The following is a 22135-nucleotide window of genomic DNA, read 5'->3' as shown; positions in this document are numbered from 1 at the left end:
GATTGTTTGAAGAAAGGGAAAGAATCCGTGAGAGGTCGTGAGTGGGCACCGTATTTTGCCGATATCGATGCCCGCGCTCATTGCCTCTCTCGCCACTCTCTGGCTGTTCCTTCTCTCCGGCTTTTTGTACTCTGAGAATGGGAAGCCTGCCGAAACCGCAACGCCGATCGCGGAGAAACCTGCGTCACGTACCGCTCGCAGCATTGAGGGATGGACGGTGCGAGTGGATGATCGCCTATTGGCCCCGGCTCACGCTGAACTGGGCACTCGCGCTCTCGAGTTGCTCAGGGCCAAGCTCACCGACATCTCCACGGTGATGGCGCCGGAGCCGCTCGCGAAGTGCCGGAAGGTGGTAATCGTGCTGGATTTGTCTCACGGCAAACTCACCTCGATGCAGTACCATCCCTCGGTGGACTGGCTCAAGGAAAATGGCTATGCCGAGGATCTGGCCAAGTGCGTGCACATTCCCGTGGCGGAGAAGTTTGCCGATGCACGGCACAATTTCATCCAACCCTGGTGTGTGCTGCATGAGCTCTCCCATGCGTATCACGATCAGGTACTGGGTTTCGAGAACCCACGTGTGAAGCAGGTCTGGGATAAATACGTGGCTGCTGAGCGTGGCGCTCGCGTGCTGAAGATCGATGGAGCGAAAGTCCGCCACTACGCGATGACGAATCACAAGGAGTTTTTCGCCGAGATGTCGGAGGCATACTTCGGCACGAATGACTTCTCCCCATTTGTGCACGGAGAGCTGAAGGAATCAGAGCCTGAGACCTTCACCCTGTTGCGGGAAATTTGGGGCCCGGTAGCAGGACACTAGTTTGTTGCGGAATGGCTCGGTCGGGTTGCGTTGTCTCGACAGACGAGAGGGACAGCTTTTCGCATCTCGTGCAAGAAACGGTTCTCGCTGACTGTTTGCACGCGGATGAAACGACTCGTCTTCTTCGCAGCCTTGTCTGGCATCCTGGCCGCCCCATTGCAGGCGGTCGTCCGGCTCCATCCGCTTTTTTCGGATCACGCGGTGCTTCAGTGTGACAAGCCGGTGCCGGTGTGGGGATGGGCAGGAAAGGGCGAGGAGGTGACGGTGACCTTCGCTGACCAATCGAAGAACACCAAAGCGGATGAGCAAGGCAAGTGGATGGTAAAGCTGGAGCCGATGAAGGCCACCACCAAACCTGCGACTCTCGAAGCCAAAGGTACCAACACGATCACGGTGGCGGATGTCCTCGTGGGTGAGGTCTGGCTGGGCTCTGGTCAATCCAACATGGCCATGACAGTGAATCGGGCGAAGGACTTTGAGAAGGAGAAGCAGGCTGCCGAGTTGCCGCAGATTCGCATGTTCACCGTGAGGTCGGGTCCGGCAAATGAACCGCAAGCGGAGTGCGAAGGCCAATGGACCGTGTGTTCTCCAGAGACGGTGGGCGCCTTCTCAGCCACCGCCTACTTCTTCGGGCGCGAAATCCATGACGCGCTGAAGCTGCCTGTGGGCCTCATCAATTCCTCAGTGGGTGGTACACCGATTGATTCATGGGTTTCCGCGGAGGCGCAGCGGGCTTCGTTGGACCTCAAACCACTTCTTGCGGCGCTGGAAGTCGGCGCGAAGGAGTTCGACCCGGCAGTGGCACGGGCGCAGTATGAGAAGCAACTGGAGCGCTGGAACTTGATGGTGACACAGGCGCGTGAGGCGGGCAAGCCCCTGCCCAGAAAGCCCCGGGATCCTGTGGAGACAACCAAGCGCAAGGGAAATATCGGAGGTCTCTACAACGGAAAGATCGCGCCTCTTGCGCCCTATGCCCTGCGCGGCTTCCTGTGGTACCAGGGTGAGGCCAACACGACGCCTCAAAAGGCGGCGTATTACCAGTACCACCTGCCTCTGCTCGTGACGGAGTGGCGCAAGGACTGGGGTGATGAGCAACTGCCCTTCGCCTGGGTGCAGCTGCCGAACTACGTCGGCCGTGCCGATGGCTGGTGCCTGGTGCGTGAAGCGATGCTGAAGACGCTGAAGCTGCCGAAGACCGGCATGGCAGTGACCATTGATGTGGGCGAGGCCAAGGACATTCACCCCAAGAACAAACAGGCAGTGGGTCAGCGACTCGGGCTCTGGGCTCTGAATACTGTGTATGGAAAGAACAACGAATTCCGTGGCCCGACGCTCGATGGCCATGACGTGGGCAATGGAAAGGTCGTGCTCTCATTCACCAACGCAGAGGGCCTCACCGCCAAAGGAGGTGAACTCAAGGAGTTCGTGATCGCCGGCGAAGACCATCAGTGGAAGCCCGCCAAGGCGGAGATCGTGGATGGCAAAATCCAGGTCTCCAGTCCGGACGTGCCCAGTCCTATCGCGGTTCGCTATGCCTGGACGGACAACTGCCAGGCCACGCTTTTCAACAGTGCTGGTCTCCCTGCTTCCCCCTTCCGCACAGACGACTGGCCCGTGAAGCTGGAGGAGCCACCGGTGCGGCCTGTACGGGCGAAGGCTGCTGCGAAGAATCCCGGAGCCTCAGGGGCTGATGCGACGCCAAACAAGAAAGCCAGCGAAGCGCAAAAACCATCTGAGCAGAAGTAAGCGAGGCGTGCCCGCGCAGATAGTGGCCGACTTTCTCCGAAAGTCGCTGCGGGTGAAACCTGTCTTCAGATCAAAAGCCCGCCTTGTCACATCCAACCCGCAGGCTGATACAGCGTGTATTCTCCTTCGCGTAACCCAGCTTTCACTGGATTGTTAGCGATGTAGTTCTGAATGGTTCCCAGCGCTTCTAGGCTGCGAACAATATGGTCATAGCTTTCCGACTGCCAGAATACCCCTCGACGCCCCGCCAGCTTGTTGATCTCACCGCTTGTGAAGCGTTTCCATGAGAAGCATTGCTCTTTGCTCGTGATGCCTTCTCTCAAGCGCACAAGGAAGTGCACATGGTTTGGCATGAGGACGAAGTTTCCCATCTCATAGCGCTCCCCATCGAAAAAGAGGAGTGCTTGCTCGGTGATTTTTCGCACTGCAGGTTTTCGCAGGAGGCAGGCACCATGGCCGCGATCCAGTTCATTGTGAAATGTCGTAGTGAAACGACTGTGATATTCCATCAACTTCTCCGGAGGCAGTCTTTCGAGAGTTTCAGGTGTCACTTCGTGAACACGCAGCCAGATATCGCGAGCTTGGCTCCATTGCCTCAAGAATGCTGCTGGAATGGAGTCTTCTGTCCTCCAGGTGACAAAGTGAGTGCAGCCCCTTTGCTGCCAGTGGGGGAGGTTACCTTCGTAGATCTCGACATGTTCCCAAGGATTGAACGGAATGAAGTCCATGGCATGCGCAGAGGGATGGGGATAGTGGCCGACTTTCTCCGAAAGTCGCTGCGGGTGAAAAGAGACACTATGGCTGACCAAATCGCATGATTTTGCGCGAGCTGCAATGAGGTTGTTGTATCATAGTGTAAACAAAAAAACAAAGCTGGGAGGGCTGGGAGTGTGCGTCGTTCAGTGAGAAAGCAGCATTGAAGGGCCTTTTCACGTGCAGCGACTTTCGGAGAAAGTCGGCCACGATCCCGGTGCCGGCTCACGAGACGCCACAACAACAAAAAAGCCGCGACTCATGGAGTCGCGGCTTTGGTGATTGGTATCGAGTCTAAGCAGGCGCTTTACACCTTCCCGTAAATCGTCTTGCCCGTGCTGCGCAGGTCGTCGCAAGCCTGCTTGAGGCGCTCGCAGAGGCCCGCTTCGGCCTTCTTCAGGTAGCCGCGGGGATCGTAGATCTTCTTGTCGCCGATCTCGCCGTCGACCTTCAGCACACCGTCGTAGTTCTTGAACATGTGCTCCGCGATGGGGCGGGTGTAGGCGTACTGGGTGTCGGTGTCGATGTTCATCTTCACGACGCCGTAGCCGAGGGTCTCGCGGATTTCCTCCAGCGGGGTGCCGGAGCCACCGTGGAACACGAGGTCGAACTCAGCTTCCTTGCCATACTTGGCGATCACCGCCGCCTGGCCATCGCTCAGGATGGTGGGCTTGAGCTTCACGGCGCCAGGCTTGTAGCTGCCGTGCACGTTGCCGAAGGTCGCGGCAAACATGAAGCGGCCGATGCCGTTGAGGGATTCATACACCTCCACCATGTCTTCCGGGCTGGTGTAGAGCTTTTCGTTCGGCTGGTCACCGTGGTCCACGCCGTCTTCCTCACCACCCACGACGCCGGCTTCGACTTCGAGGATGATTTCATTCTTGGCACACTCAACGAGGAGTTCCTTGGAGAGCTTCATGTTCTCCGCCAGCGGGAGCTCGGAAGCGTCCAGCATGTGGGAGTTGAAGAGGTTGCCCTTACCCTCGGCGCGGCGCTTGGCTGTCTCGGCGATGAGGGGCTTGAGGAATTTCTCCACCTTGCCGGGCTGGCAGTGGTCGGTGTGGAGGGCGATGAGAACATTGAAGCGCTCCGCAAGGCGATGCGCGGCCTCTGCCAACACGATGGCGCCGAGGGCCATGTCCTTCACCGAGGCACCCGAGGCGAACTCGCCACCGCCGGTGCTCACCTGGATGATGCCATCCGACTTCGCGTCAGCAAAGGCCTTCATCGCACCGGTAAGGGTGGACAGGGAGGTGATGTTGATGGCCGGGTAGGCGTAGTCGCCGGCTTGGGCGGCGTCCAGCATGGCACGGTACTGAGCGGGAGTGGCAATAGGCATGGGACTGGAATAAAGCAAGAATCGCGCCCATGCAACCCCCCGGCCCGGGGCGAGCAACTTTCGGTCGCGGGCGGGTTATATCCCCCTGTGAAGACTGAGTCCGCCAATCCAGCCGTTGCGTTTTGCGCCGCCGTGCTGAAAGTGTCGCCCATGAAATCCGCCGCGCTCCTGGCAACCGCAGCAGCGACAGCAGTGACGCTGCTGGCCGGCGTGGAACCGTGCCTGGCGCAGGACGCCTCCACACCGCCTCCACCACCGCCCCCCGCAGCCAATGGTCCCGAGCGGCCGGACAAGCCGCCTCGTGAGGGGGGAGACAAGGACCGGGACAAAGATAAAGGCTGGCACCGGTCTGACAACCGAGGCCCTGGTGGCCCGGGTGGCAGCGGCTACGGAGGCGGCTACTCTCGCGGGGATCGCGAGCGTGGGGGTGGGGATATGTTCAAGGGGCTGCCTGAAGAGGAACGGCAAAGGGTGCGCGAGGCCTTTGAGAAGGCCTGGCAGGACCCTGAGGTGATCGCTGCCCGTGATCGCATGTCCAAGGCGAATGAGGAGATGCGCACTGCGCTCCATGAAGCGCTGAAAAAGGCGGATCCCGAGGTGGTGAAGATTCTTGAGAAGGTGCGTCCTCCGGGCGGCTTCCCCGGGATGGCGCGCATGCCGGACCCGGCAGACCCGGAATTCGCCCCACAGGCCATTCAGAGGCTGGGGGGAGAACTTCAGGTATGGGCGAAGATGGACCGCCGCGAAACCGATACCAAGCCGATGCATGACCGCATTGCCCAGGTGCCTGCGGTGAAGGAGGCTCTGCAAAGAGCCCAGGAGGCTTCTCCGGAACTGCGTCCTGAAGCCTGGAGGAAACTCCGGGAGGCGTACTTCGGCGCCGCGAAGGCGGAATTTGTGCAGGCATGGGGCAAGTCTCCGTGGGACCGGGATCGGGACTGGGGTCGTGATCGTGAACAACGCGGTCCGGGTGGCCCGGGAGGTCCCGGCTTTGGAGGGGACAGAGACCGGGGTGAGCGTCCGCTTCCTCCGCCAAGGCCTGAAGGCGAGGGCGCGCCGCCGCCTCCTCCCGTGCCCAAGGCGCCCCAGTAGTGCCTGATAGGATGGTTTCTCGTGTGCAGTGCGGATCCCGTCCTGTATAAAACTGGACCATGCCTGCCAGAAAAAAGCCGGAGAACATCGACGACTACATCGCGGGATTCTCACCCGAAGTGCAGGCCATCCTGCAGGAAATACGCTCTACCATCCAGACCGCGGTACCAGATGCAGAGGAGAAGATCAGCTATCAAATCCCCGCGTTCACTCTGGGTGGAAAGGTGTTCATCTTCTTTGCCGCCTTCAAGAAACACATCGGCCTGTATCCACCGATGAAGGGGGATGCGAAGCTGGAGAAGGAAACGGCGCGCTATGCGGGTGAAAAGGGGAACCTGCAGTTTCCGCTCAGTGAGGCGATCCCGTGCGCACTGATCCAACGCATCGCATTATCGAAGGCGGCGGACCATCAACAAAACTCATCTGCCCTCAAAAAGGATGTGCATAAGAAACGAACTCGCAGTGATGCCGCTGGTCTCAAGTGAGTCCAATCTTGATTCGCGATGAATTTTCTCCAGAGACTTTTTCGGCGCCAGAATGATCCTACGATTCACTGGGGAAGCTTTCGTCCCCCACTCCCGGATTTCGACGTGGGTCATATGCGTTTTGGCCCGCTCAGTTTCGGCGCGGACTTGAATGAGGCCTCTTTTCTGGGCACACCCGATCGGGTTGGTTGGGGGGATTCGAAGAAGGACTATCGCGTGTTTCTGTACGCACCTCAGGGGTTCGAGATTGGCTTTGAGGATGGCAAATTCTGCAGCCTCTATTTTTTGATGGGACCAGACGGTTGCCTGCCAGAACATGACGCACTGAAGTTTTCCCAACCCCGTCTTCGAGGAGGTTCATTGGATGGGCTCACGCTCACCTCGCAAGCTAACGAGGCAGCGCTGAGAGAATGGTTTGGCGAACCCGAGTCTGTGGACGTCGATGATGAGGAGACTATTCTCTTTTACTCGAGAAGTGGCATATCCATGGACTTTGAACTCGATGGCCCCACGGGTGTCCTGAAACGTTGGAATCTATACACACCAGACCCTGCGTGAATGTCGAGAAAGCAGGTGATTAGAGATTCCGCTCCATCAGTTCCCGAATCTGCCGCAGCTGTTTCTTATCTGGCTTCGCCGCCAGGATGCCGGGCATCACGAGTTCCTTCTCACGGCGGATTTCCGCAGCACGCAGATAGTTCTCCTCGGGGGTGAGGTTCTCCACATACTTGGGCACAAGCGGGGCGCCCACACGGCTCGCAGGAAAATCGATCACGCGGAGGATGAGTTTCAGCTCGGCGCGATCCACCTCCAGCGTTTCGCCAACCTTCACATCGCGTGCTGGCTTCAGTTGCTGGCCATCGATGCGCACATTGCCCTTGTTGCAGGCCTGGGTGGCCAGGCTGCGGGTCTTGAAGATGCGGATGTGATGGAGATACAGGTCAGCGCGCATTTTTGAGGGCTTCCCTTAGGATCGGCCTTTCGCCGCCAAAGGTCAAGAATCCCGTGCGCGCCGCACTTTCTGCGTCAGCGCGCTGATTTGGTGATGAGAGCCGCGAAGGCTCCGTCCACTTGATCACGCCAGGGCAGGGTGGAGCGGGTTTCCTTGAGCCGCATGCCACGGTGGCGCTGGAGAAAGGCCTGCACCACCTCTTCGTTTTCCTCGTGGTCCAGACTGCACGTGCTGTAGACCAGCGAGCCGCCGGGTTTCAGCAGCGGAGCCACGGCATCGAGAATGGTCGACTGCGTTTGGGTCATCTCCTTGAAGAACCACGGTTGCAACCTCCAGCGGACATCCACGCGGCGGCGCATGACCCCGGTGTTGCTGCATGGAGCATCAATGAGAATACGATCAAACTGCAGGCCTCCGAAGACGGCCGCGGTGGCCTTGGTCCAGTCCACGGCGGGCGTTTCCGCAATAGTCACGTGCAGACGCCCGAAGTTCTCCTCCATGCGTTTCACGCGGCGCGGCATGGCATCCGTGGCGATGATGCGGCCCTTGTTGCGCATCATCTGCGCGAGGTACGCCGCTTTACCTCCGGGAGCGGCGCAGGCATCGAGTACGACGTCGCCCGGCTCCGGTGCCAGCAGTTCACAGGCAACAGCGGTGCTGGGGTCCTGTACATAACACTGCCCGGCGGCGAGCCAGTCGCGTGGCGGAGTGTCGACCCGGAAGAACTCGGGGTTCGAGGTCTTCGCAAGTTCCGCAGTGGCAGCCTCGTTCAGCGGCTCAGGATGGAGCCGGTTGATGCGAATGTAGGTGGACGCAGGATCCTGATTCCACTCGCAAAGCTTCAGCGCTTCCTGCTCGCTGTATTGCTTGCTCCAGCGCTCGATGAGCCAGTCGGGATGGGAGAAGCGATCCTGCGGAGGCAGCTTTTCGGCGAAGGCCAGGAGTTCGCTCCTCTCGCGCTCCGCGCGACGGAGCACGGCATTCACGAGGCCGCGTGCCTTGCCGTCCGCGAGCGAAACAGTCTCATTCACCGCGGCATGCGGAGGCATCTCCAGAACGAGCAACTGAGCCACGCCCAAGCGCAGGAGCCAGTGCACCTTCGTCTCCAAGCGCTTGTTGCTGCACAGCTCATCCAGCCACGTGTCGAGCAGGCTGATGTTACGCAAGACTCCGAACACCAGCGTTTGCAGCAGAGCGGCATCGCGGTGCGCCAGTTGATGCCGTGCCGCGTGACGCTCGATCAGGTCCTGGGCATAGGTTTCACCGCGCTCCCAGTCGAGGAGGACTTGAAGGGCGAGGGCGCGGGCAGGGGGAGGAGTGGCGGACAAGGGGCGGGACGCAGATGGTTGGAACGGTGGGAACCGTCACCATAGCGCTGCTTTGGCTGCTGAACAAGCAGCCATCGATGTTTGCTACACAGTGCGAGGACGCACGGCTCCACGGCCAGCGTGCGCCAGCTGCTTACGCTTGTGGCACCGCGGACAGGGTACCACGACCGATTCCTCGGTACTGGAAGCCGTAGGCTTGGGCGGCGGTGGGGTCGAGCAGGTTGCGGCCGTCGAAGATCAACGGAGCACGCATGACGTTGCGAAGCTCTGCGAGATCGACGGAAGCGAACTCGGACCACTCCGTGGCGATGATGAGGGCTTCGGCGCCTTGGGCCGCCTCGAGGGGGCTGGCTGCCAGCTTGATCTTGGAAGAGACGGGAAGCTCCTTGAATTTGTCCATCGCCTTGGGGTCATAGGCGGTGACATCGGCGCCCTCGGCCACCAGGGCCTCCACGACGTTGATGGCCACGCTGGAGCGGACGTCATCCGTGTTCGGCTTGAAGCTCAGGCCCCACACGGCAATTTTCTTTTCCTTGAGCACCCAGAGGGCTTCGCGGACCGCGTCGAGGAAGCGGGTGAACTGGTGGCTGTTGATCTCCTGTACTTCCTTCAGCAGCGTGAAGGGCGTGCCGAGTTGCTCGGCAATGGCGATGAAGGCTGCAATATCCTTGGGGAAGCAGGAGCCACCGTAGCCGAGGCCGGCATTCAGGAAGCTGCGACCGATGCGCTTGTCCATGCCGATGCCTTCGGCGACTTTCTCAACATCGGCACCGCTCACCTCGCAGATCTCGGAGACGGCATTGATGTAGGAAATCTTCAGGGCCAGGAAGCTGTTTGCGGCGTGCTTGATGAGTTCCGCGCTGTTGATGTCAGTCACCAGCACCGGAGCCACGAAGGGCTCGTAAACCTTCTGCATGAGAGCCAGGGCGCGGTCGCTGTTGCCGCCGATCACGATGCGATCCGGGTTCATCAGATCATCCACGGCGCTGCCTTCACGGAGGAATTCCGGATTGCTCACCACGTCGAACTCCACACCGGCCTTGGCATAGCGGCGGATGGTATGCGCCACGCGCTCACCGGTCTTCACGGGGACCGTGCTCTTGTCCACAATGACGCGATAGCTGTCGAGACACACGGCGATTTCACGTGCTACTTTCTCGATGAAGCTGAGATCCACGCTGCCGTCCGGCTGGGGCGGGGTGGGCACGGCAATAAAAATGACCTCCCCGTAGTTTACACCCTCTTCGGTGCTGGTGGTGAACTGCAGGCGTTTCGACATCACGTTCTTCCGCACGATGTTCTCCAAGCCGGGCTCGTAGATCGGAATCTTGCCTGCGAGGAGTGTCTCGACCTTTCTTGCGTCATTGTCCACGCACATGACGTGGTGACCGACTTCTGCGAGGCAGGCGCCTGTGGTGAGACCGACGTAACCAGAACCAATAATCGTGAGCTTCATGCGCGGGAGGGAGTGAGGCGATGTGGGGGCGTGGGGACTAAAGCTCCGTTCCGCACTGCCTCAAGTGAGAAGGGAAAAGCCGCAGTATTTTGCGCCCAAAGAAAAACCCGGTGACTCAAGCGAGTGCACCGGGTTTCAAAAACGTCAGGAAAAGGACTGCAGTGGACTATTCGCTGCCGCCGCGGCCCGTGGGATTCGGGTCGAGGTCGAGCGGAATGCTCACGTTGGGGAAATCCTTGAGGGTGAAAGACAGCACCAGGCCGTATTCATTTTCGCCACGGTTGTCACGCACCAGGCCGCCCAGCGCCATGGTCCAGCTCGCGAGGTCGCGGTGGATGCTGTAGCTCTGGTACTCCAGGGTGGAGTCATCCATTTCGTAGATGTGGTTCATGGAGAAGCCCCAGTTCTCGTTGATCTTGGCGTAGACACGCGAGTAGATCAGACTGCTGTCGATGAAGAGGGGGTTGTCGCTGAGGAGCTGGTGACCGAGCGTGAAGGAGAGGCGCTTGCTGGGCATCCAGGTGATGGCCGAGTTGACTTCCGTGAAGTTGAAGTCGCTGTTGCCGATGGGAAGCTGGCTGTCGATGGTGAAGGCAAGCCAGGGCACCGGATACCAGAACAGGTCGTTGTAGAGGTTCGAGACGCTGCGGTCGAACTCGGGGTCCTCCATGAAGATGTCCATGTAGGTGTTCAGGCCGGCCCAGTTGTGCGTGGCCTCGTCACGCTTGGTCTGGAAGAGGTTGCGCACCCCGATGCGGGCCACATTCCACGTGTGGAAGCTGTCCGTCGCGGTGAAGAGCGGCACATCGATGGGGCGGGGACGGGTACTGGGCGTCAGGCGATCCACGGTGGGCAGGCCTTCGACGTCACCCGCATCCAGGTAGGAGTAGTTGACGTAGGGCTGCACGATGTGGCGCAGGCCATCCAGACCGAGCGTGCGGTTGTGCACGTCATCCCAAGTCTTGCTGAACTTCGCGGAGAGGTCGAAGCCGATCTGGAAGAGCGGGCGGGTGTCTGAGTCGATGTCTTCGGTGCCGCCTTCCACGTCTCCGTAGTAGGTGGCGCCACCACCGATGCGGGGCACGAAGTTGATGAAGTTATTGGCGCCGAAGCTCATCGGATACAGCACTTCATGATAGCTGTGGAAGCGGAAGAACTTGTTTTCGTTCAGCTCGCCCTGCAGGGCCTCGAGGTCCTGCTCCACGTCGTCGCGAGTGAAGAGCTGGCGCGGAGTGGCGCGCAGGAAGGCGGAGTTGTTCGAGGTGAGGGTGGTGCCAGCCAGTTCCGTGGCGACAATCGGCACAGTCGTGGGGACGCCATCAGGTCCGATGACCGTTGCGGTCGGAGCGGAACCCGAGCCGAAGCTGTTCAGCACTGCTCTCTGCTGGGCGATCTTGCTCTGCAGGATGAGTTGTTCGTTCTCGGAGAGCTTGTCAGCATAGGCCCCCAAGGTCGTTTCGCCCTGGTAGTAGAAGTTGGTGTTGGCGATGCGGGAGCGGGTGAAGTCAAAGGCGAGTTCCGGCAGACGGGTGTCCGTGTGATAGAAGTCGTTCATCTGGAAGCGGGCCAGCAGCGTCGCCGTGAAGCGGTCGTCGCGGTGCACCAGCTTGACGTGGTTGTCCGGCTCGGGGTTGATGCGGAAGTCATTCAGGTAGTAGTCTTCCAGCATGAACTGATCGCTCAGTTTCGTGAGGTCGAAGTCCAGGTACCAGGTGCTCTCGGCAGGACCGGGAATGAAGATGCGATGCTGGAACCCGATGCGGTAGCGGTTCTCATCGACCAGGCTGTCCGGGCGGATGGAGTCATTCACGCCTTCTTCCGGATTCGTGTCGTAGGCGTAGTAGAAGGTCAGGTGGCCGAAGTTGTCGTTGCCCAGCTTCTTCCACTTCATGGACTGGAAGTCAGCACCCACACCCACACCGCGCTCGCTGCGGAGGTCGAGGTGATATTTGGCCAGGGTATGGTCACCGTGCATCACCCCGTACTGGTTGAGCAGGAAAACGCCCCATTGGCTGGTGTAGCCCGGCTGGAAGAAGTAACCCAGCTCATCATTAAGCGGCTGGACGATGTAGGGGAGGTAGAATACCGGGGTGTTGCCCAGGTAGACCTTCACGTGCTTCATCACAATCCGGTCTTCCGGATAGATGGTGATGGACTTGGCCTTCACCCGGTAGTTCGGGCTCTGGGCGTCGTGCGTGGTGAAGTAGGAGTCCGTGCCGTCGATGCGCTTCAGCTCGCCCGCGTTGGTTTGGAAGTCTTCCGCCTGATAGAAAATCGGGGGAAGGGCGCTGCGGATATTGTTGGCGCTGAGCTCCTGGGTTTTGACGTTGTAGGTGATGTTCTCACCGCGGTAGATATTCCCCTGCTTGACCACGACCACGTTGCCCTTGGCGATGACATCACCGGTGGTGGAGTTGTAGTCCGCCTGGGCGGCTTTGATTTCGGTGTCCTCGTACTTGATGTACACATCGCCCTTGGCGGTAGCGATTCCCGTGGTGGGATCGAAGGACGTTTCGAGGCCCTCGATGTTGATGTTGCTGGTCAGCGTTCCCAAGATGTCGGATGACTGTCCTTGGACGCTGGCGGCTGCCAGCAAGACGCAACCGAGGAGGGGAAGAACATGCTTCATGGTGCGGGAGTCGGGAGAGTGGGCTCGTCCGCGGTGGCGGACGGTGTTGGGAGCAGGTTGTTAAAATCCATGAAATAGGCGAACAGGCTGGAGGCGGCAAGGAAAAGGACAAGAAATCTGCCAGTGTTCACCCAAGGACAGGCATCGGTGGGAAGGCCGCCTGGGCGAGGACTTTATTCGTCCTCCTCGTGCCGCAGGGACAGGGTGCAGACGCCCTTCTTGCTGGGAGCCTCCAGGAAGGCCAGCAACTTGGCCGCGTGTTCGCTCCAAGTCCGCTCACGGGCGGCGCCGAGGGCCTGGGTGAGATTGTGACCAGAACGAAACACAAGATTGAAGAGGTCCTTGATACCGGCCCGGTCCTCCGAATTGAAGCCTTGACGGCGCAGGCCGACCACATTCAGGCCGCTGAGGCGGTTGACCCGCTGGGCGGCACAGTAGTGGGGGATGTCCCGGCTGAAGCTGCCATTTCCCTGCACCACACAGAAATCCCCGATGCGGATGAACTGGTGAAACACGGCGCTGCCGCCCACGAAGGTGTTGTTCCCAATGTGCACATGCCCGGCCACCAGCACGGCATTGGCCAGGATGTTCCGGTTCCCCAGCCTCACGTCGTGGCCGAGGTGGGAGCCGACCATGAGGAAGTTGTGGTCCCCGATCTCGGTCGTGCCCCCTTCCTTGGAGCCGCGGTGGATGGTGACATGCTCGCGGATGACGTTGTTTTTACCGAGGCGCACCCCGCTGGCGATGGCGGTGGTGAAGCCGATGTCCTGGGGCGTTTCTCCAATGACTGCGCCCCGCCCAATGGTGGTGCCTTCACCGATGAGCGTGTCCCCCAAAATCTGGGCATGCGGGGCGATTTTGCAGCCCGCGCCTATCTTCACTGGTCCCTCGATGATGGCATAGGCCCCCACTTCGGCAGAGGGGTCGATTTCGGCTTCGGGGGAGATGATGGCGGTGGGATGAACCATGATGGAGACAGATGCGCCGATGGTGGCGCGGGACCTTCAAGCTCGCAACCCATGTGTTGTAGGTACTCCACACCTCAAGAGGTGACTTTTTCGCATGGGCCCTGGGAGCGCTGGCCTCTGGCCGGCTGCTGCTCGCCGGGTGCATGAATACGCCGGCCAGAGGCCAGCGCTCCCAGGGCTGCTCCCAGGGCTGCAGTCGCTCCATTCCCCTTCACAGTGCAAGCTTGCTCACAGCAACCCCGCCGCCCGGAAGCTGAACCATGGCTGACTGCCCTGTCGCGGGGCGCCGATGATGACGTGGTCTGCGAACTGGATCTGCATGATTTCCGCGCACTGCCGGATGCGCTGGGTGAAGCGCCGGTCCATTTCACTGGGGGAAGGATCTCCGCTGGGGTGATTGTGCGCGAGGATAAAGGAGTGGGCGCGGTGGACCGCAGCGATGCGCATGATTTCCCGTGGGTGCGCGGGGCTCTCGTTTACCGTCCCTTGGAAGACCATTTCATCATGTTCCAGCCCCATTCTGGTATTCAGCACCAGGATGCGCAGGGTCTCGTAACCCTGCCGCGCCATGTCCTGGCCGAGGTAGCGGTAGACCTTCTCCGGTTCGTCGAGTTTCTCCTCCAGCACCTGCTCCACGGTGGCTCGTCGACCCAATTCGAAGGCGGCTGCGATGTGGGCTGCCTTGGCAGGGCCGAGTCCTTTTATCTTTGCCAGTTCCTTGCCTCCCATCCTGGAGAGGTTGCGAAGGTTCTTGGTCTCGCGCAGCAAGCGCTCGGCGACCTGGATGGCATTCTCCCCCCGCATGCCCGTGTTGATGAAGAGCGCCAGCAATTCGGCATGAGTCAGCGATTCCGCCCCCAGTCTCAGAAGCCTTTCACGAGGGCGATCGTGCTCAGGAAGATCATGGATGCGCTGGGAGCCGGACATGCGCGCACCCAAGCAAGTTGCGCCATGGCGTCAACGACGGAAGGTGAAGTTGCGGCTTGGATCGCGTGACGATCAGGCAGCCTTGCACTGGTCCAGCAGGCCATCCAGATAGTGGGTGACCGTGACCATGGCATCCTTGTAGACGGTGGAGGAAAGGCCCACGAGATTGTTCCTCGCATCGTCCAGCATTTCACGCGCGGTTCTTACGGCCCGGTCGATGGCACCGGCGTAGTCGGCGATGCCGGCAAGGATTGTCGTATCCATCGGCTCGCCCTTGAGCACCATGCGCTGCAATTTAATGCGCTGCTGCTCGCTGGCGTCCTGCAGGAGGTACAGCATCGGCAGGGTCAGCTTGCCTTTCGCGAGGTCGGTGCCGAGGGTCTTGCCAATCGCCTTTTCATCGCCCACGAGGTCGATGCAGTCGTCGTAGATCTGGTACGCGGTGCCGAGCTTCAGGCCGTAGCTCTCCATGGAGGCCACCAGGGCATCGCTCTGGCCATTGAGCCGTGCGCCCAGTTCGGTCGCGGCCGCGAAGAGTGCGGCAGTCTTCATCTCGATGATGCGGAAGTAATCCGGCAGCGAGAGATTGAAATCAAAACGGCGCTGCGTCTGCAGGATCTCACCGCAGGCCACATCACGCGAGGCGCGGGCGATGCGGCGGCAGATGCCCGAGTCCGAGAACTCAGTCGCCAGTTCCAGCGCGTAGGCGAAGAGGCTGTCACCCAGCAGCACGCTCAGGGCATTGCCCCATTTTGCTGCCGCGGTGGGTACTTCGCGGCGCAGGGTCGCGCCGTCCATGATGTCGTCGTGCACCAAGGAGGCGATGTGCACCATTTCCAGAATGACCGAGAGCCGCCGGTGGTCGTCTGAGACGCCTCCTGTGGAACCTCCCGCGAGCACCGCGAGGGCTGGGCGGATGCGTTTGCCGGAGGTGTTGCAGACATAGGACACGTACCCCTCCACAGCCGGGTCAAAGGCACGCGCCTGCTCCTGCAGGATCTGCTCAATGCGATCCAGCTCTGGCTTCACCAACTCAAAGGGGAAGGCCGCCTTTGGTTTGAGGAAGGAGGGCAGTTTCATGGGTGAGGTAAGCGGAGATTGTGAAATATTTCACAAGGAACGTGAAGTCGGCCAGAAGTCAACTTTTCGTCACTGCCTGCTTCTTAAGGATAAATACGCTCAAAGGCAACAGCCTGATGATGAAAGACCCCGGAAAAGATAGGGCGCAGGTCGGGGCAAAGACTGCCAGACCGGATTCCGGCCTCCGTTTTGCGTTGGGGGAGGGAGTTTGCGACGCCCTGGGAGACCCCAGATGGAGGTCGATACGGGTGGCGCGAGCCGGTGGGCTGGGGCATATCTCTGCACCCCCCTTTCATGTCTTCTGCCTCGTCTCCGGTTCCCTTGACGCACTACGCGTGGCTTTCGATTGCCGCAGCGGTGGTCACCTTTACGCTGAAGATGACCGCGTGGTGGTTCACTGGCTCAGTTGGCCTCCTCTCCGATGGCCTGGAGTCGCTGGTGAACTTCGCTGCGGCGGTGATCGCACTGGTGGCGCTGAAGGTTGCTGCCATTCCCGCGGACGATGATCATGCCTACGGGCACACCAAGGTGGAGTACTTCTCCAGCGGCATGGAGGGCGGGCTCATTGTGCTGGCAGCTGTGGGCATCGCTTGGACGGCGATCAGTCGTCTGGTCCATCCGGAGCCGCTGGAGGCCATCGGGCTTGGCCTGTGGCTTTCTACAAGTGCCTCACTCATCAATCTGGCAGTGGCTCAGGTGCTCTACCGAGTCGGAAAGAAGGAACATTCTGTCACCCTTCAGGCGAGTGGCGATCATCTGATGACGGATGTGTGGACTTCCGCCGCGGTGATCGTGGCGGTGGGTCTCGTGGCGTTCACCGGGTGGCAGATGTTGGATCCCATCATCGGCCTCTTCCTCGCGGGACACATTGTTTTCGTGGGCGTCCGGCTGGTAAGGCAATCGCTGCTGGGGCTCATGGATACAGGGCTGGATGCCGAGGACATGGCCGTGGTGAATGAAGTGCTGGATCACCATCGTGAGAATGGCGTGCAGTTCCACGCATTACGCACCCGTCAGGCCGGTGCGTGGCGTTTTATGTCCGTGCATGTGCTGGTGCCCGGAGACTGGACCGTGGCGCGAGGCCATGAGCTGTCCGAGGAGATCGAGAACGAATTGCGGGAACGCCTTCCGCGCCTTACCGCGCTCACCCATTTGGAGCCGGTAGAAGATCCAGTGTCTTATGAGGACGTGCCGGAGAAACGGGAGAAGCCACGGGAAGCGGTGTAGATGGAATAGTCTCGCTTGGTGACCACGGTTTCCATCCGCTGCCTGACACAAACCGGCCATCCGCTTCGTTTGTCTTCGGCACCCATCCATTTCGCCACCATGCTCCGAGCCATTGCCCTCATCGTTCTCCTCCAAGGCAGCGTCGCCTTTGCCGAAAACTGGCCGCAGTGGCGTGGTCCTCGCTTGGACGGCACTTCGCAGGATACCGGGTTTGCTACCTCCATTTCCCCGGAGACCATCAAGTGGAAGACGGAACTGCCCGGCGCCGGCCACGCTTCACCCATTGTGTGGGGAGACAAGATTTTCACTGTGGCCGCGGTGCAGGAGACCGGGGATCGGCTCCTCCTTTGCATGGATCGCGCCTCGGGCGAACTGCTCTGGCAGTCGAAGGTGCTCACGGCTCCTGTGGAGTCCATTCATCGGCTGAACAGCCTGGCTTCCAGCACGCCAGCTACGGATGGAGAAAAGATCTTCACCGCCTTCCTCGACAACACGGAGACTCCTGAAAGCCGGAAGGCCAATGAAGGACGCGAGATCCCAAAGGGCGAGGTGCCCAAGGGCACGGTGGTGATTTCCGCGCATGATTTCACGGGCAAGCTGATCTGGCAGGTGCGCCCGGGACTCTTTTCCAGCAAGCATGGCTTCTGCTCCTCACCGATCCTTCACAAGGACAAGATCATTGTGAACTGCGACCATGATGGCAATGGCTACATCGTGGCCCTGTCGCGCGCAGATGGCAAAGAGCTGTGGCGCGTGGCGCGGCCCAACAACACCCGGAGCTATTGCGTGCCCATCATTCGCGACCTCGCGGGGAAAACGCAGATGGTGCTCAGCGGCACGAAGTGCGTGATGAGCTACAATCCGGACAATGGCGGTGTCATCTGGTCGATGGAAGGTCCTACGGAGCAGTTCGTTGCTTCCCTGGTGTATAACGATCACGCTGGTTATCTGTTCCTCACCGCCGGCTTTCCGGAAAAGCACATCCTGGCCATCAAGCCTGATGGCGCGGGCGATGTGACGAAGACACACATCGCCTGGCGCACAAATCAGGGCGCGGCGTATGTGCCTTCACCCATCGCCGAGGGTGACTGGTGCCTGGTGGTTTCCGATTCGGGTGTGGCGCATTGCTTTGATGCAAAGACCGGTCGCATCGCGTGGGAGGAGCGCATGCGCGAACATCATGCCTCGTTGGTGAGTGCAGAGGGAAAGGTGATCTTCATCAACGACTTCGGCGTGACCCGCATTGTGAAGCCTGGGGACAAGTATGAACTCGTGGCCGAGAGCGAAGTGGGTGAGAAGGTGTTTGCCTCGCCAGCCATGAGTGAAGGCCAGATGTTCATCCGTGGAGACAAGTCGATGATCTGCGTGGGTGATCGGAAGAGTGGTGTAGCGGGACGATAGGCGTAGTGGATGTTTAGCTGGAATTGCCCGCGAATGCACGCGGGTGAATTTTTGCTATATACTATAGTGGTTCATTGTTCGTGAACCCTTATTTAATTTCCTCCATGAGGATGCCGCAGGATGATGAGATGACTCTCGCGTTGAAGTCATCCCCATGGCAGAGCACCACCAAAAACTAGCGTCCTGCCTTCGTGGTGATGAGCGCGGTCTGGGCTCGCCCTATGATCGGGTGGGAGATGCTCCCGGTCCTGGTGCCAGCATGGATGATGGGTTTCCGGATTCGACGTGGCGCGACCAGATCAAGGGATGGGCCGAAGGGAGAAACCGGTCCAGCTTTTGGTCTTCCGCGGAAGAGTCCGCGGTGATTGCGGCTAATACAGCTCTTGCCAATGCCATGGCCAGCCCCCGGATGGATGTCAAGGCCACGCAAACGACGCAGGCGCTGGAGAAGTTGTTGCAGAAGCCGCCCGCGGTCGTGCATGCCAATGCAGAGCAATCGCAGTTGAAGCAATCCATCACCGTGGTGGAATCCATGGTGGCCATCGCCAATGACCCTCGCGATGCGCAAAACACCCTGCTGGCAGTGGCCGGACTTTCTCCTGAAGCGCAGCGCCGGCTGCTCATGGCGGATGAGATGACGGGGAACCGGCTCTACCAGTCCATGCATCGGGCGATGAAGGAGTATGCGGCTCAACAGGTGGGAAAGCTGCCCAAGGATCGTGACCTCCCAGATTTGGGGCGGGTGTTCTCGGATGTGCGAGCGGGAGCGCAGGTGGCTTCTTCTTTGGTGAGGATGAACCGGAGGGACCCCTCCGGCACGGAAGCGCGCTTGACCAGGCAGTTCGTGGATCACCTGCAGGCGAGCGGTGTTTCATGGGATGCTCAGAAGGCTTTTGCAAACAAGCTCGACTTCAAAAGCCGCGTTGCGAATTCCCATGGATCTGATGCAGACCTCGCTTCCATCGAGTCAGTCGGAAAGACCAATGGTCTGGTCGGCGATGGAAAGGGCCGCTTCACTGGCCAGCTTTACGCTGCGCTGGCGGAGACTCCCGGGGTGGGGGAGGATGAACTTGCCAAGGCGATGAACCTTCCGCCCGGCGATTTGGTGAGGCTCACTGCGGAGAGCGCCCTGCGAAATCGCGAAGGGGATCGGCGCATTGTCAAAGTGGTGTCCCAAGCGGTGAACGATGACGTGGTGGTGACCAGGAATGCAAAGCTCAAAGATCTGAATGAGGTGCTCGGTGAGGTTTCGGGCGGGCGCTACAGCCCCACGAAGTTTGCTGACATGGCTTCGAAGGGAGAAACAGCGGCAAGCATGTCCGCGACTCTCAAGAAGGAAGCTCAGGACCTCGCGGCAAATCGCAGCGACAGTGTCGCGAAGACGATGAATACGGTGCTGACGAAGATGGCGCAGCGTCGCGACTTTCTAAAGGAGCATCTCAAAACTTTGGATGGGGACGCCAAGATCAAGGCTCAGAATTTGCATGATGATTTGGATGCGTTCGTGACGCGCTTCCCTCCGGACCAGTTCACCAAGGAAAAGCTGCTTCCTGTATTTGAAAAGTTTGGATCGAACATGACGGGGCCAACGGACCCCTTCAAGGCCAGTGGCATGACCCCAACAGATGAGAAGGTGGACTCCATGTTTCTGCGGGGATTCATGGCGTTTACCAGGCAAGTCTCCGGCCACCAGGCGGCGCTGCAGGATCCCACCGAATATGCTAAGGGACTGGACAGGCTTGTTCCGGTCGTTCCCACTGCGGGACGTGACTTGAGCGAATGTCCGTGGATGGGATCTACTGCCGCTGACATGGCGAGAACAGCGGCACTGATTCAGAACCGCAATCCCAGGTATTCACTGGAGAAGACTCCCATGTTGGTCTTCGACCAGACCGATGCGAAGAATCCCGACCTTTGGGCGAAGAACGAGGCGTACTGCAGGGAACTGGAGCGGCAGTATGCTGCGTCAGGCTTGAAGGTGGTGCACGTCTCCATGGCGGACGTGAGGCGCCTCGGAGGCCCGGGATTGCAAAAGATGTTCGATACCACTGGTGAGGGGTATGCAGGGTACGGTGGCGCCAGAAACATGGCCTACATGCTCGGGCCGATGATTCGCTACTGTGAGAATAACGGTATTGATTGGAAGAACCTGACGGCGGACCAAGCGCTGCCACTCATCCAACAGCATTCTTTGGAGAGAAGTTCTGCGAAGTTCTTCATGGGGGACGATACGGATCAGGTCTCCGAGGGGACGATCCTCGCGAAGTCGGTACTGGCCCTTGAGCACGAGGGGGAATACGGACTGGCGGCCACGATGAGGGATGGGCGCAATACCATGGTCGTCTCTGAGATTCAGACGAATCAGCCTTCGCTCCTTCTGGCGGGCGGGTTGGATGCCTTTGTTTCCAATCTCAATGGAGGAAATTCATGGCAGCCCAGGGCCAAGGCGGCTGGCATGGGCTGCACAGTCAGTGATGCAAGGTTCTGCCTCGACCTGCCCCTTGGAGCAGAAGAGAAGCACCATGAGGCCATGAAGTCCTCCATCGATAATTTCAGCAAGGCGAGTCACCTGGCCAGTGATCGCCAGCGTGATTTTGGCACCTTTTTTGAAGGCCATCTCTCTTACACGAACACTACCGGCATGGCCAAGAGCCTGCTTCGTGAAGCGCATCTCCCATGGAACGAGGCGCACGCGACCATGGACAAAAACATTGGCCGGCCCAAATTTGACTCCCTGCAGAGTGTGCTGACCTACTCCGCAGACCCGGTGCAGGCGAAACAGGCCCAGCAGGGGTTCTTCGCCGCCATGGCGGAGTGGAGGGCGCAGAATCCTGCGCAGTCGGGAGCATTGACACTGGACGTGACCCCCGCGCAGGCAAGGCTTGAGCTGGCGGCGAAACTTGAAAATGCCGTTCGCGGCACAGCAGAGGCAACGGCGAAGTTGAAGGAGGCGGTCGAGGCAAAGCAGAACGAAAGGCCCGCGCCGCTTTCAGGTTCCGATCGTGAGCTGGCGCTCAATAGAGCGATCGAAAAAGCAAAAAATGACCTCAAGAATGCAGAAACACTGGAGGCCAATTGCAGGAAGCACAAGGCGCTCCTGGATCCCGCGTACGAGAATGCACCACCGGAGATCACGACCGCGAACGCCGCAATCGTGGACTACTACCTGAAGCAGCATCCTGAACTCAAACCTGAGGATCGAGCACAATTGCTCAAAGTGCAGGGTGCTTACGAGACCGCTGGGAAAGAGATGCAGGAGTGCCGGAAATACATGGACAAGCTCCTGGATGAGCTGGTGCCCGCCACGCGTGATACCAAGGCGGGCAGCAAACTGCCTGAAGAAGACCTCAAGAGGGCTCTTGCGGCTTCCCTGGCCGGTGAACCGCCAGACAAAGCCGCGGTGGCCATCGCGAAAGTGAAGCGTGAGATGGAGGCGGAAGGAACTGACTTCAGCAAGAACCGCCATCTCCGGGATTTGAATCTGATGACGCAATCGGTCGGCGGGGGTGGCTTTGTCTCCCTGGCGAAGAAGCTGCACACCCCTGTGCCGCGATTGGAAATTGGAGTTCTTCCCCAGGTTGTCCGGAGGGAGGGACCTCCGCTGGGGGCTCCTGAGTTGGACCCGCCCCGGTCGGGCATACTGATTGAACCATCGAGAGACCCGAGTCTGGGGGCGGTGGTATCCTCCGTGGGAACTACCCCTTCGAGGTCAGATCCATCGCACCCCGAAATCCGTGAGCCGATCGACTTCGTGGGACTTGGTCTTGGTGAGGGTGTACCACGGAGTCAGTTGGATCACAAGGTAAAGGAAAAGGAGCCACTCTCCACCCGGGAGGCTCTCGCGCAAAGCGGGTACAAACCCAGGTCACCCTCTACCGGTGGCACAGGACAGAAAGTCACCACGAACTTGTGAGGAAGGAAGGGCGACGGTT

At 59.7% G+C, this 22135-nt stretch carries 17 protein-coding genes; 8 read left to right on the top strand and 9 right to left on the bottom strand.

The window, feature by feature from the left end:
- Nucleotides 1-67 precede the first annotated feature (67 nt).
- Complete coding sequence (locus tag G5S37_RS21460; protein ID WP_165206490.1) at nt 68-820, top strand: metallopeptidase; 753 nt, start codon at nt 68-70, stop codon at nt 818-820.
- A 105-nt stretch (nt 821-925) separates the two neighbouring features.
- Nucleotides 926-2566, top strand: a complete 1641-nt coding sequence (locus tag G5S37_RS21455) for a sialate O-acetylesterase (protein WP_165206489.1) — start codon at nt 926-928, stop codon at nt 2564-2566.
- A gap of 86 nt (nt 2567-2652) precedes the next feature.
- Here the strand turns inward: G5S37_RS21455 and G5S37_RS21450 are convergent, their stop codons facing one another.
- Nucleotides 2653-3294, bottom strand: coding sequence for a transposase (locus tag G5S37_RS21450; RefSeq protein WP_165206488.1), 642 nt, complete (start codon nt 3292-3294; stop codon nt 2653-2655).
- 332 nt (nt 3295-3626) lie between these two features.
- On the bottom strand, nt 3627-4658 hold the full coding sequence (gene fbaA, locus G5S37_RS21445) for a class II fructose-bisphosphate aldolase (protein WP_165206487.1): 1032 nt from the start codon (nt 4656-4658) through the stop codon (nt 3627-3629).
- 150 nt (nt 4659-4808) lie between these two features.
- Between fbaA and G5S37_RS21440 the strand changes: the two genes are divergently transcribed.
- Genes G5S37_RS21440 through G5S37_RS21430 form a run of 3 tightly spaced genes read left to right on the top strand, consistent with a single transcriptional unit; the run spans nt 4809 to nt 6793 of the window.
- Nucleotides 4809-5750: a hypothetical protein gene (locus G5S37_RS21440; protein WP_165206486.1), complete on the top strand. Its 942-nt coding sequence runs from the start codon at nt 4809-4811 to the stop codon at nt 5748-5750.
- A gap of 59 nt (nt 5751-5809) precedes the next feature.
- The gene (locus G5S37_RS21435; protein WP_165206485.1) at nt 5810-6235 is read left to right on the top strand and encodes a DUF1801 domain-containing protein; all 426 of its coding nucleotides are present in this window, start codon (nt 5810-5812) and stop codon (nt 6233-6235) included.
- Nucleotides 6236-6253: 18 nt separating this feature from the next.
- Nucleotides 6254-6793: a hypothetical protein gene (locus G5S37_RS21430; protein ID WP_165206484.1), complete on the top strand. Its 540-nt coding sequence runs from the start codon at nt 6254-6256 to the stop codon at nt 6791-6793.
- A gap of 19 nt (nt 6794-6812) precedes the next feature.
- Here the strand turns inward: G5S37_RS21430 and G5S37_RS21425 are convergent, their stop codons facing one another.
- The 7 genes from G5S37_RS21425 to G5S37_RS21395 all read right to left on the bottom strand — a co-directional run bounded on the left by G5S37_RS21425 (nt 6813) and on the right by G5S37_RS21395 (nt 15575).
- Nucleotides 6813-7187 (bottom strand): S4 domain-containing protein, encoded by a 375-nt coding sequence (locus G5S37_RS21425; RefSeq protein ID WP_165206483.1) that lies wholly within the window; start codon nt 7185-7187, stop codon nt 6813-6815.
- A 74-nt stretch (nt 7188-7261) separates the two neighbouring features.
- Nucleotides 7262-8515, bottom strand: coding sequence for a 16S rRNA (cytosine(967)-C(5))-methyltransferase RsmB (gene rsmB, locus G5S37_RS21420; RefSeq protein WP_165206482.1), 1254 nt, complete (start codon nt 8513-8515; stop codon nt 7262-7264).
- 133 nt (nt 8516-8648) lie between these two features.
- Nucleotides 8649-9971 carry a UDP-glucose/GDP-mannose dehydrogenase family protein gene (locus tag G5S37_RS21415; RefSeq protein ID WP_165206481.1) on the bottom strand — a complete coding sequence of 441 codons (1323 nt, stop codon included), beginning with the start codon at nt 9969-9971 and terminating at the stop codon, nt 8649-8651.
- A gap of 166 nt (nt 9972-10137) precedes the next feature.
- Complete coding sequence (locus G5S37_RS21410; protein WP_165206480.1) at nt 10138-12600, bottom strand: LPS-assembly protein LptD; 2463 nt, start codon at nt 12598-12600, stop codon at nt 10138-10140.
- A gap of 173 nt (nt 12601-12773) precedes the next feature.
- Nucleotides 12774-13568 (bottom strand): acyl-ACP--UDP-N-acetylglucosamine O-acyltransferase, encoded by a 795-nt coding sequence (lpxA, locus tag G5S37_RS21405; RefSeq protein WP_165206479.1) that lies wholly within the window; start codon nt 13566-13568, stop codon nt 12774-12776.
- A gap of 228 nt (nt 13569-13796) precedes the next feature.
- Nucleotides 13797-14495, bottom strand: coding sequence for a DNA repair protein RadC (gene radC / locus G5S37_RS21400; protein WP_165206478.1), 699 nt, complete (start codon nt 14493-14495; stop codon nt 13797-13799).
- 72 nt (nt 14496-14567) lie between these two features.
- Nucleotides 14568-15575 carry a polyprenyl synthetase family protein gene (locus G5S37_RS21395; protein WP_165206477.1) on the bottom strand — a complete coding sequence of 336 codons (1008 nt, stop codon included), beginning with the start codon at nt 15573-15575 and terminating at the stop codon, nt 14568-14570.
- A gap of 294 nt (nt 15576-15869) precedes the next feature.
- Here G5S37_RS21395 and G5S37_RS21390 point away from each other — a divergent pair, with 294 nt between their 5' ends.
- The 3 genes from G5S37_RS21390 to G5S37_RS21380 all read left to right on the top strand — a co-directional run bounded on the left by G5S37_RS21390 (nt 15870) and on the right by G5S37_RS21380 (nt 22116).
- Entirely contained in the window at nt 15870-16802 is a 933-nt protein-coding gene (locus G5S37_RS21390; RefSeq protein ID WP_165206476.1) for a cation diffusion facilitator family transporter, read from the top strand.
- Nucleotides 16803-16901: 99 nt separating this feature from the next.
- Nucleotides 16902-18203: a PQQ-binding-like beta-propeller repeat protein gene (locus G5S37_RS21385; protein ID WP_165206475.1), complete on the top strand. Its 1302-nt coding sequence runs from the start codon at nt 16902-16904 to the stop codon at nt 18201-18203.
- A 154-nt stretch (nt 18204-18357) separates the two neighbouring features.
- Entirely contained in the window at nt 18358-22116 is a 3759-nt protein-coding gene (locus tag G5S37_RS21380; RefSeq protein ID WP_165206474.1) for a hypothetical protein, read from the top strand.
- Nucleotides 22117-22135: the final 19 nt, after the last annotated feature.

It is taken from the genome of Roseimicrobium sp. ORNL1 (assembly GCF_011044495.1).
Classification (GTDB): Bacteria; Verrucomicrobiota; Verrucomicrobiia; order Verrucomicrobiales; family Verrucomicrobiaceae; genus Roseimicrobium.
Note: the sequence above shows the minus strand (reverse complement) of the source record. Positions and strands in the feature narration are given on the sequence as shown.

Coding starts and splice junctions, on each gene's coding strand:
- G5S37_RS21430 (WP_165206484.1), top strand. CDS start 6,254: ATGAATTTTCTCCAGAGACTTTTTCGGCGCCAGAATGATCCTACGATT.
- G5S37_RS21435 (WP_165206485.1), top strand. CDS start 5,810: ATGCCTGCCAGAAAAAAGCCGGAGAACATCGACGACTACATCGCGGGA.
- G5S37_RS21440 (WP_165206486.1), top strand. CDS start 4,809: ATGAAATCCGCCGCGCTCCTGGCAACCGCAGCAGCGACAGCAGTGACG.
- fbaA (WP_165206487.1), bottom strand. CDS start 4,658: ATGCCTATTGCCACTCCCGCTCAGTACCGTGCCATGCTGGACGCCGCC.
- G5S37_RS21450 (WP_165206488.1), bottom strand. CDS start 3,294: ATGGACTTCATTCCGTTCAATCCTTGGGAACATGTCGAGATCTACGAA.
- G5S37_RS21415 (WP_165206481.1), bottom strand. CDS start 9,971: ATGAAGCTCACGATTATTGGTTCTGGTTACGTCGGTCTCACCACAGGC.
- lpxA (WP_165206479.1), bottom strand. CDS start 13,568: ATGGTTCATCCCACCGCCATCATCTCCCCCGAAGCCGAAATCGACCCC.
- G5S37_RS21455 (WP_165206489.1), top strand. CDS start 926: ATGAAACGACTCGTCTTCTTCGCAGCCTTGTCTGGCATCCTGGCCGCC.
- G5S37_RS21425 (WP_165206483.1), bottom strand. CDS start 7,187: ATGCGCGCTGACCTGTATCTCCATCACATCCGCATCTTCAAGACCCGC.
- G5S37_RS21390 (WP_165206476.1), top strand. CDS start 15,870: ATGTCTTCTGCCTCGTCTCCGGTTCCCTTGACGCACTACGCGTGGCTT.
- G5S37_RS21410 (WP_165206480.1), bottom strand. CDS start 12,600: ATGAAGCATGTTCTTCCCCTCCTCGGTTGCGTCTTGCTGGCAGCCGCC.
- G5S37_RS21395 (WP_165206477.1), bottom strand. CDS start 15,575: ATGAAACTGCCCTCCTTCCTCAAACCAAAGGCGGCCTTCCCCTTTGAG.
- G5S37_RS21380 (WP_165206474.1), top strand. CDS start 18,358: ATGGCAGAGCACCACCAAAAACTAGCGTCCTGCCTTCGTGGTGATGAG.
- radC (WP_165206478.1), bottom strand. CDS start 14,495: ATGTCCGGCTCCCAGCGCATCCATGATCTTCCTGAGCACGATCGCCCT.
- G5S37_RS21460 (WP_165206490.1), top strand. CDS start 68: ATGCCCGCGCTCATTGCCTCTCTCGCCACTCTCTGGCTGTTCCTTCTC.
- G5S37_RS21385 (WP_165206475.1), top strand. CDS start 16,902: ATGCTCCGAGCCATTGCCCTCATCGTTCTCCTCCAAGGCAGCGTCGCC.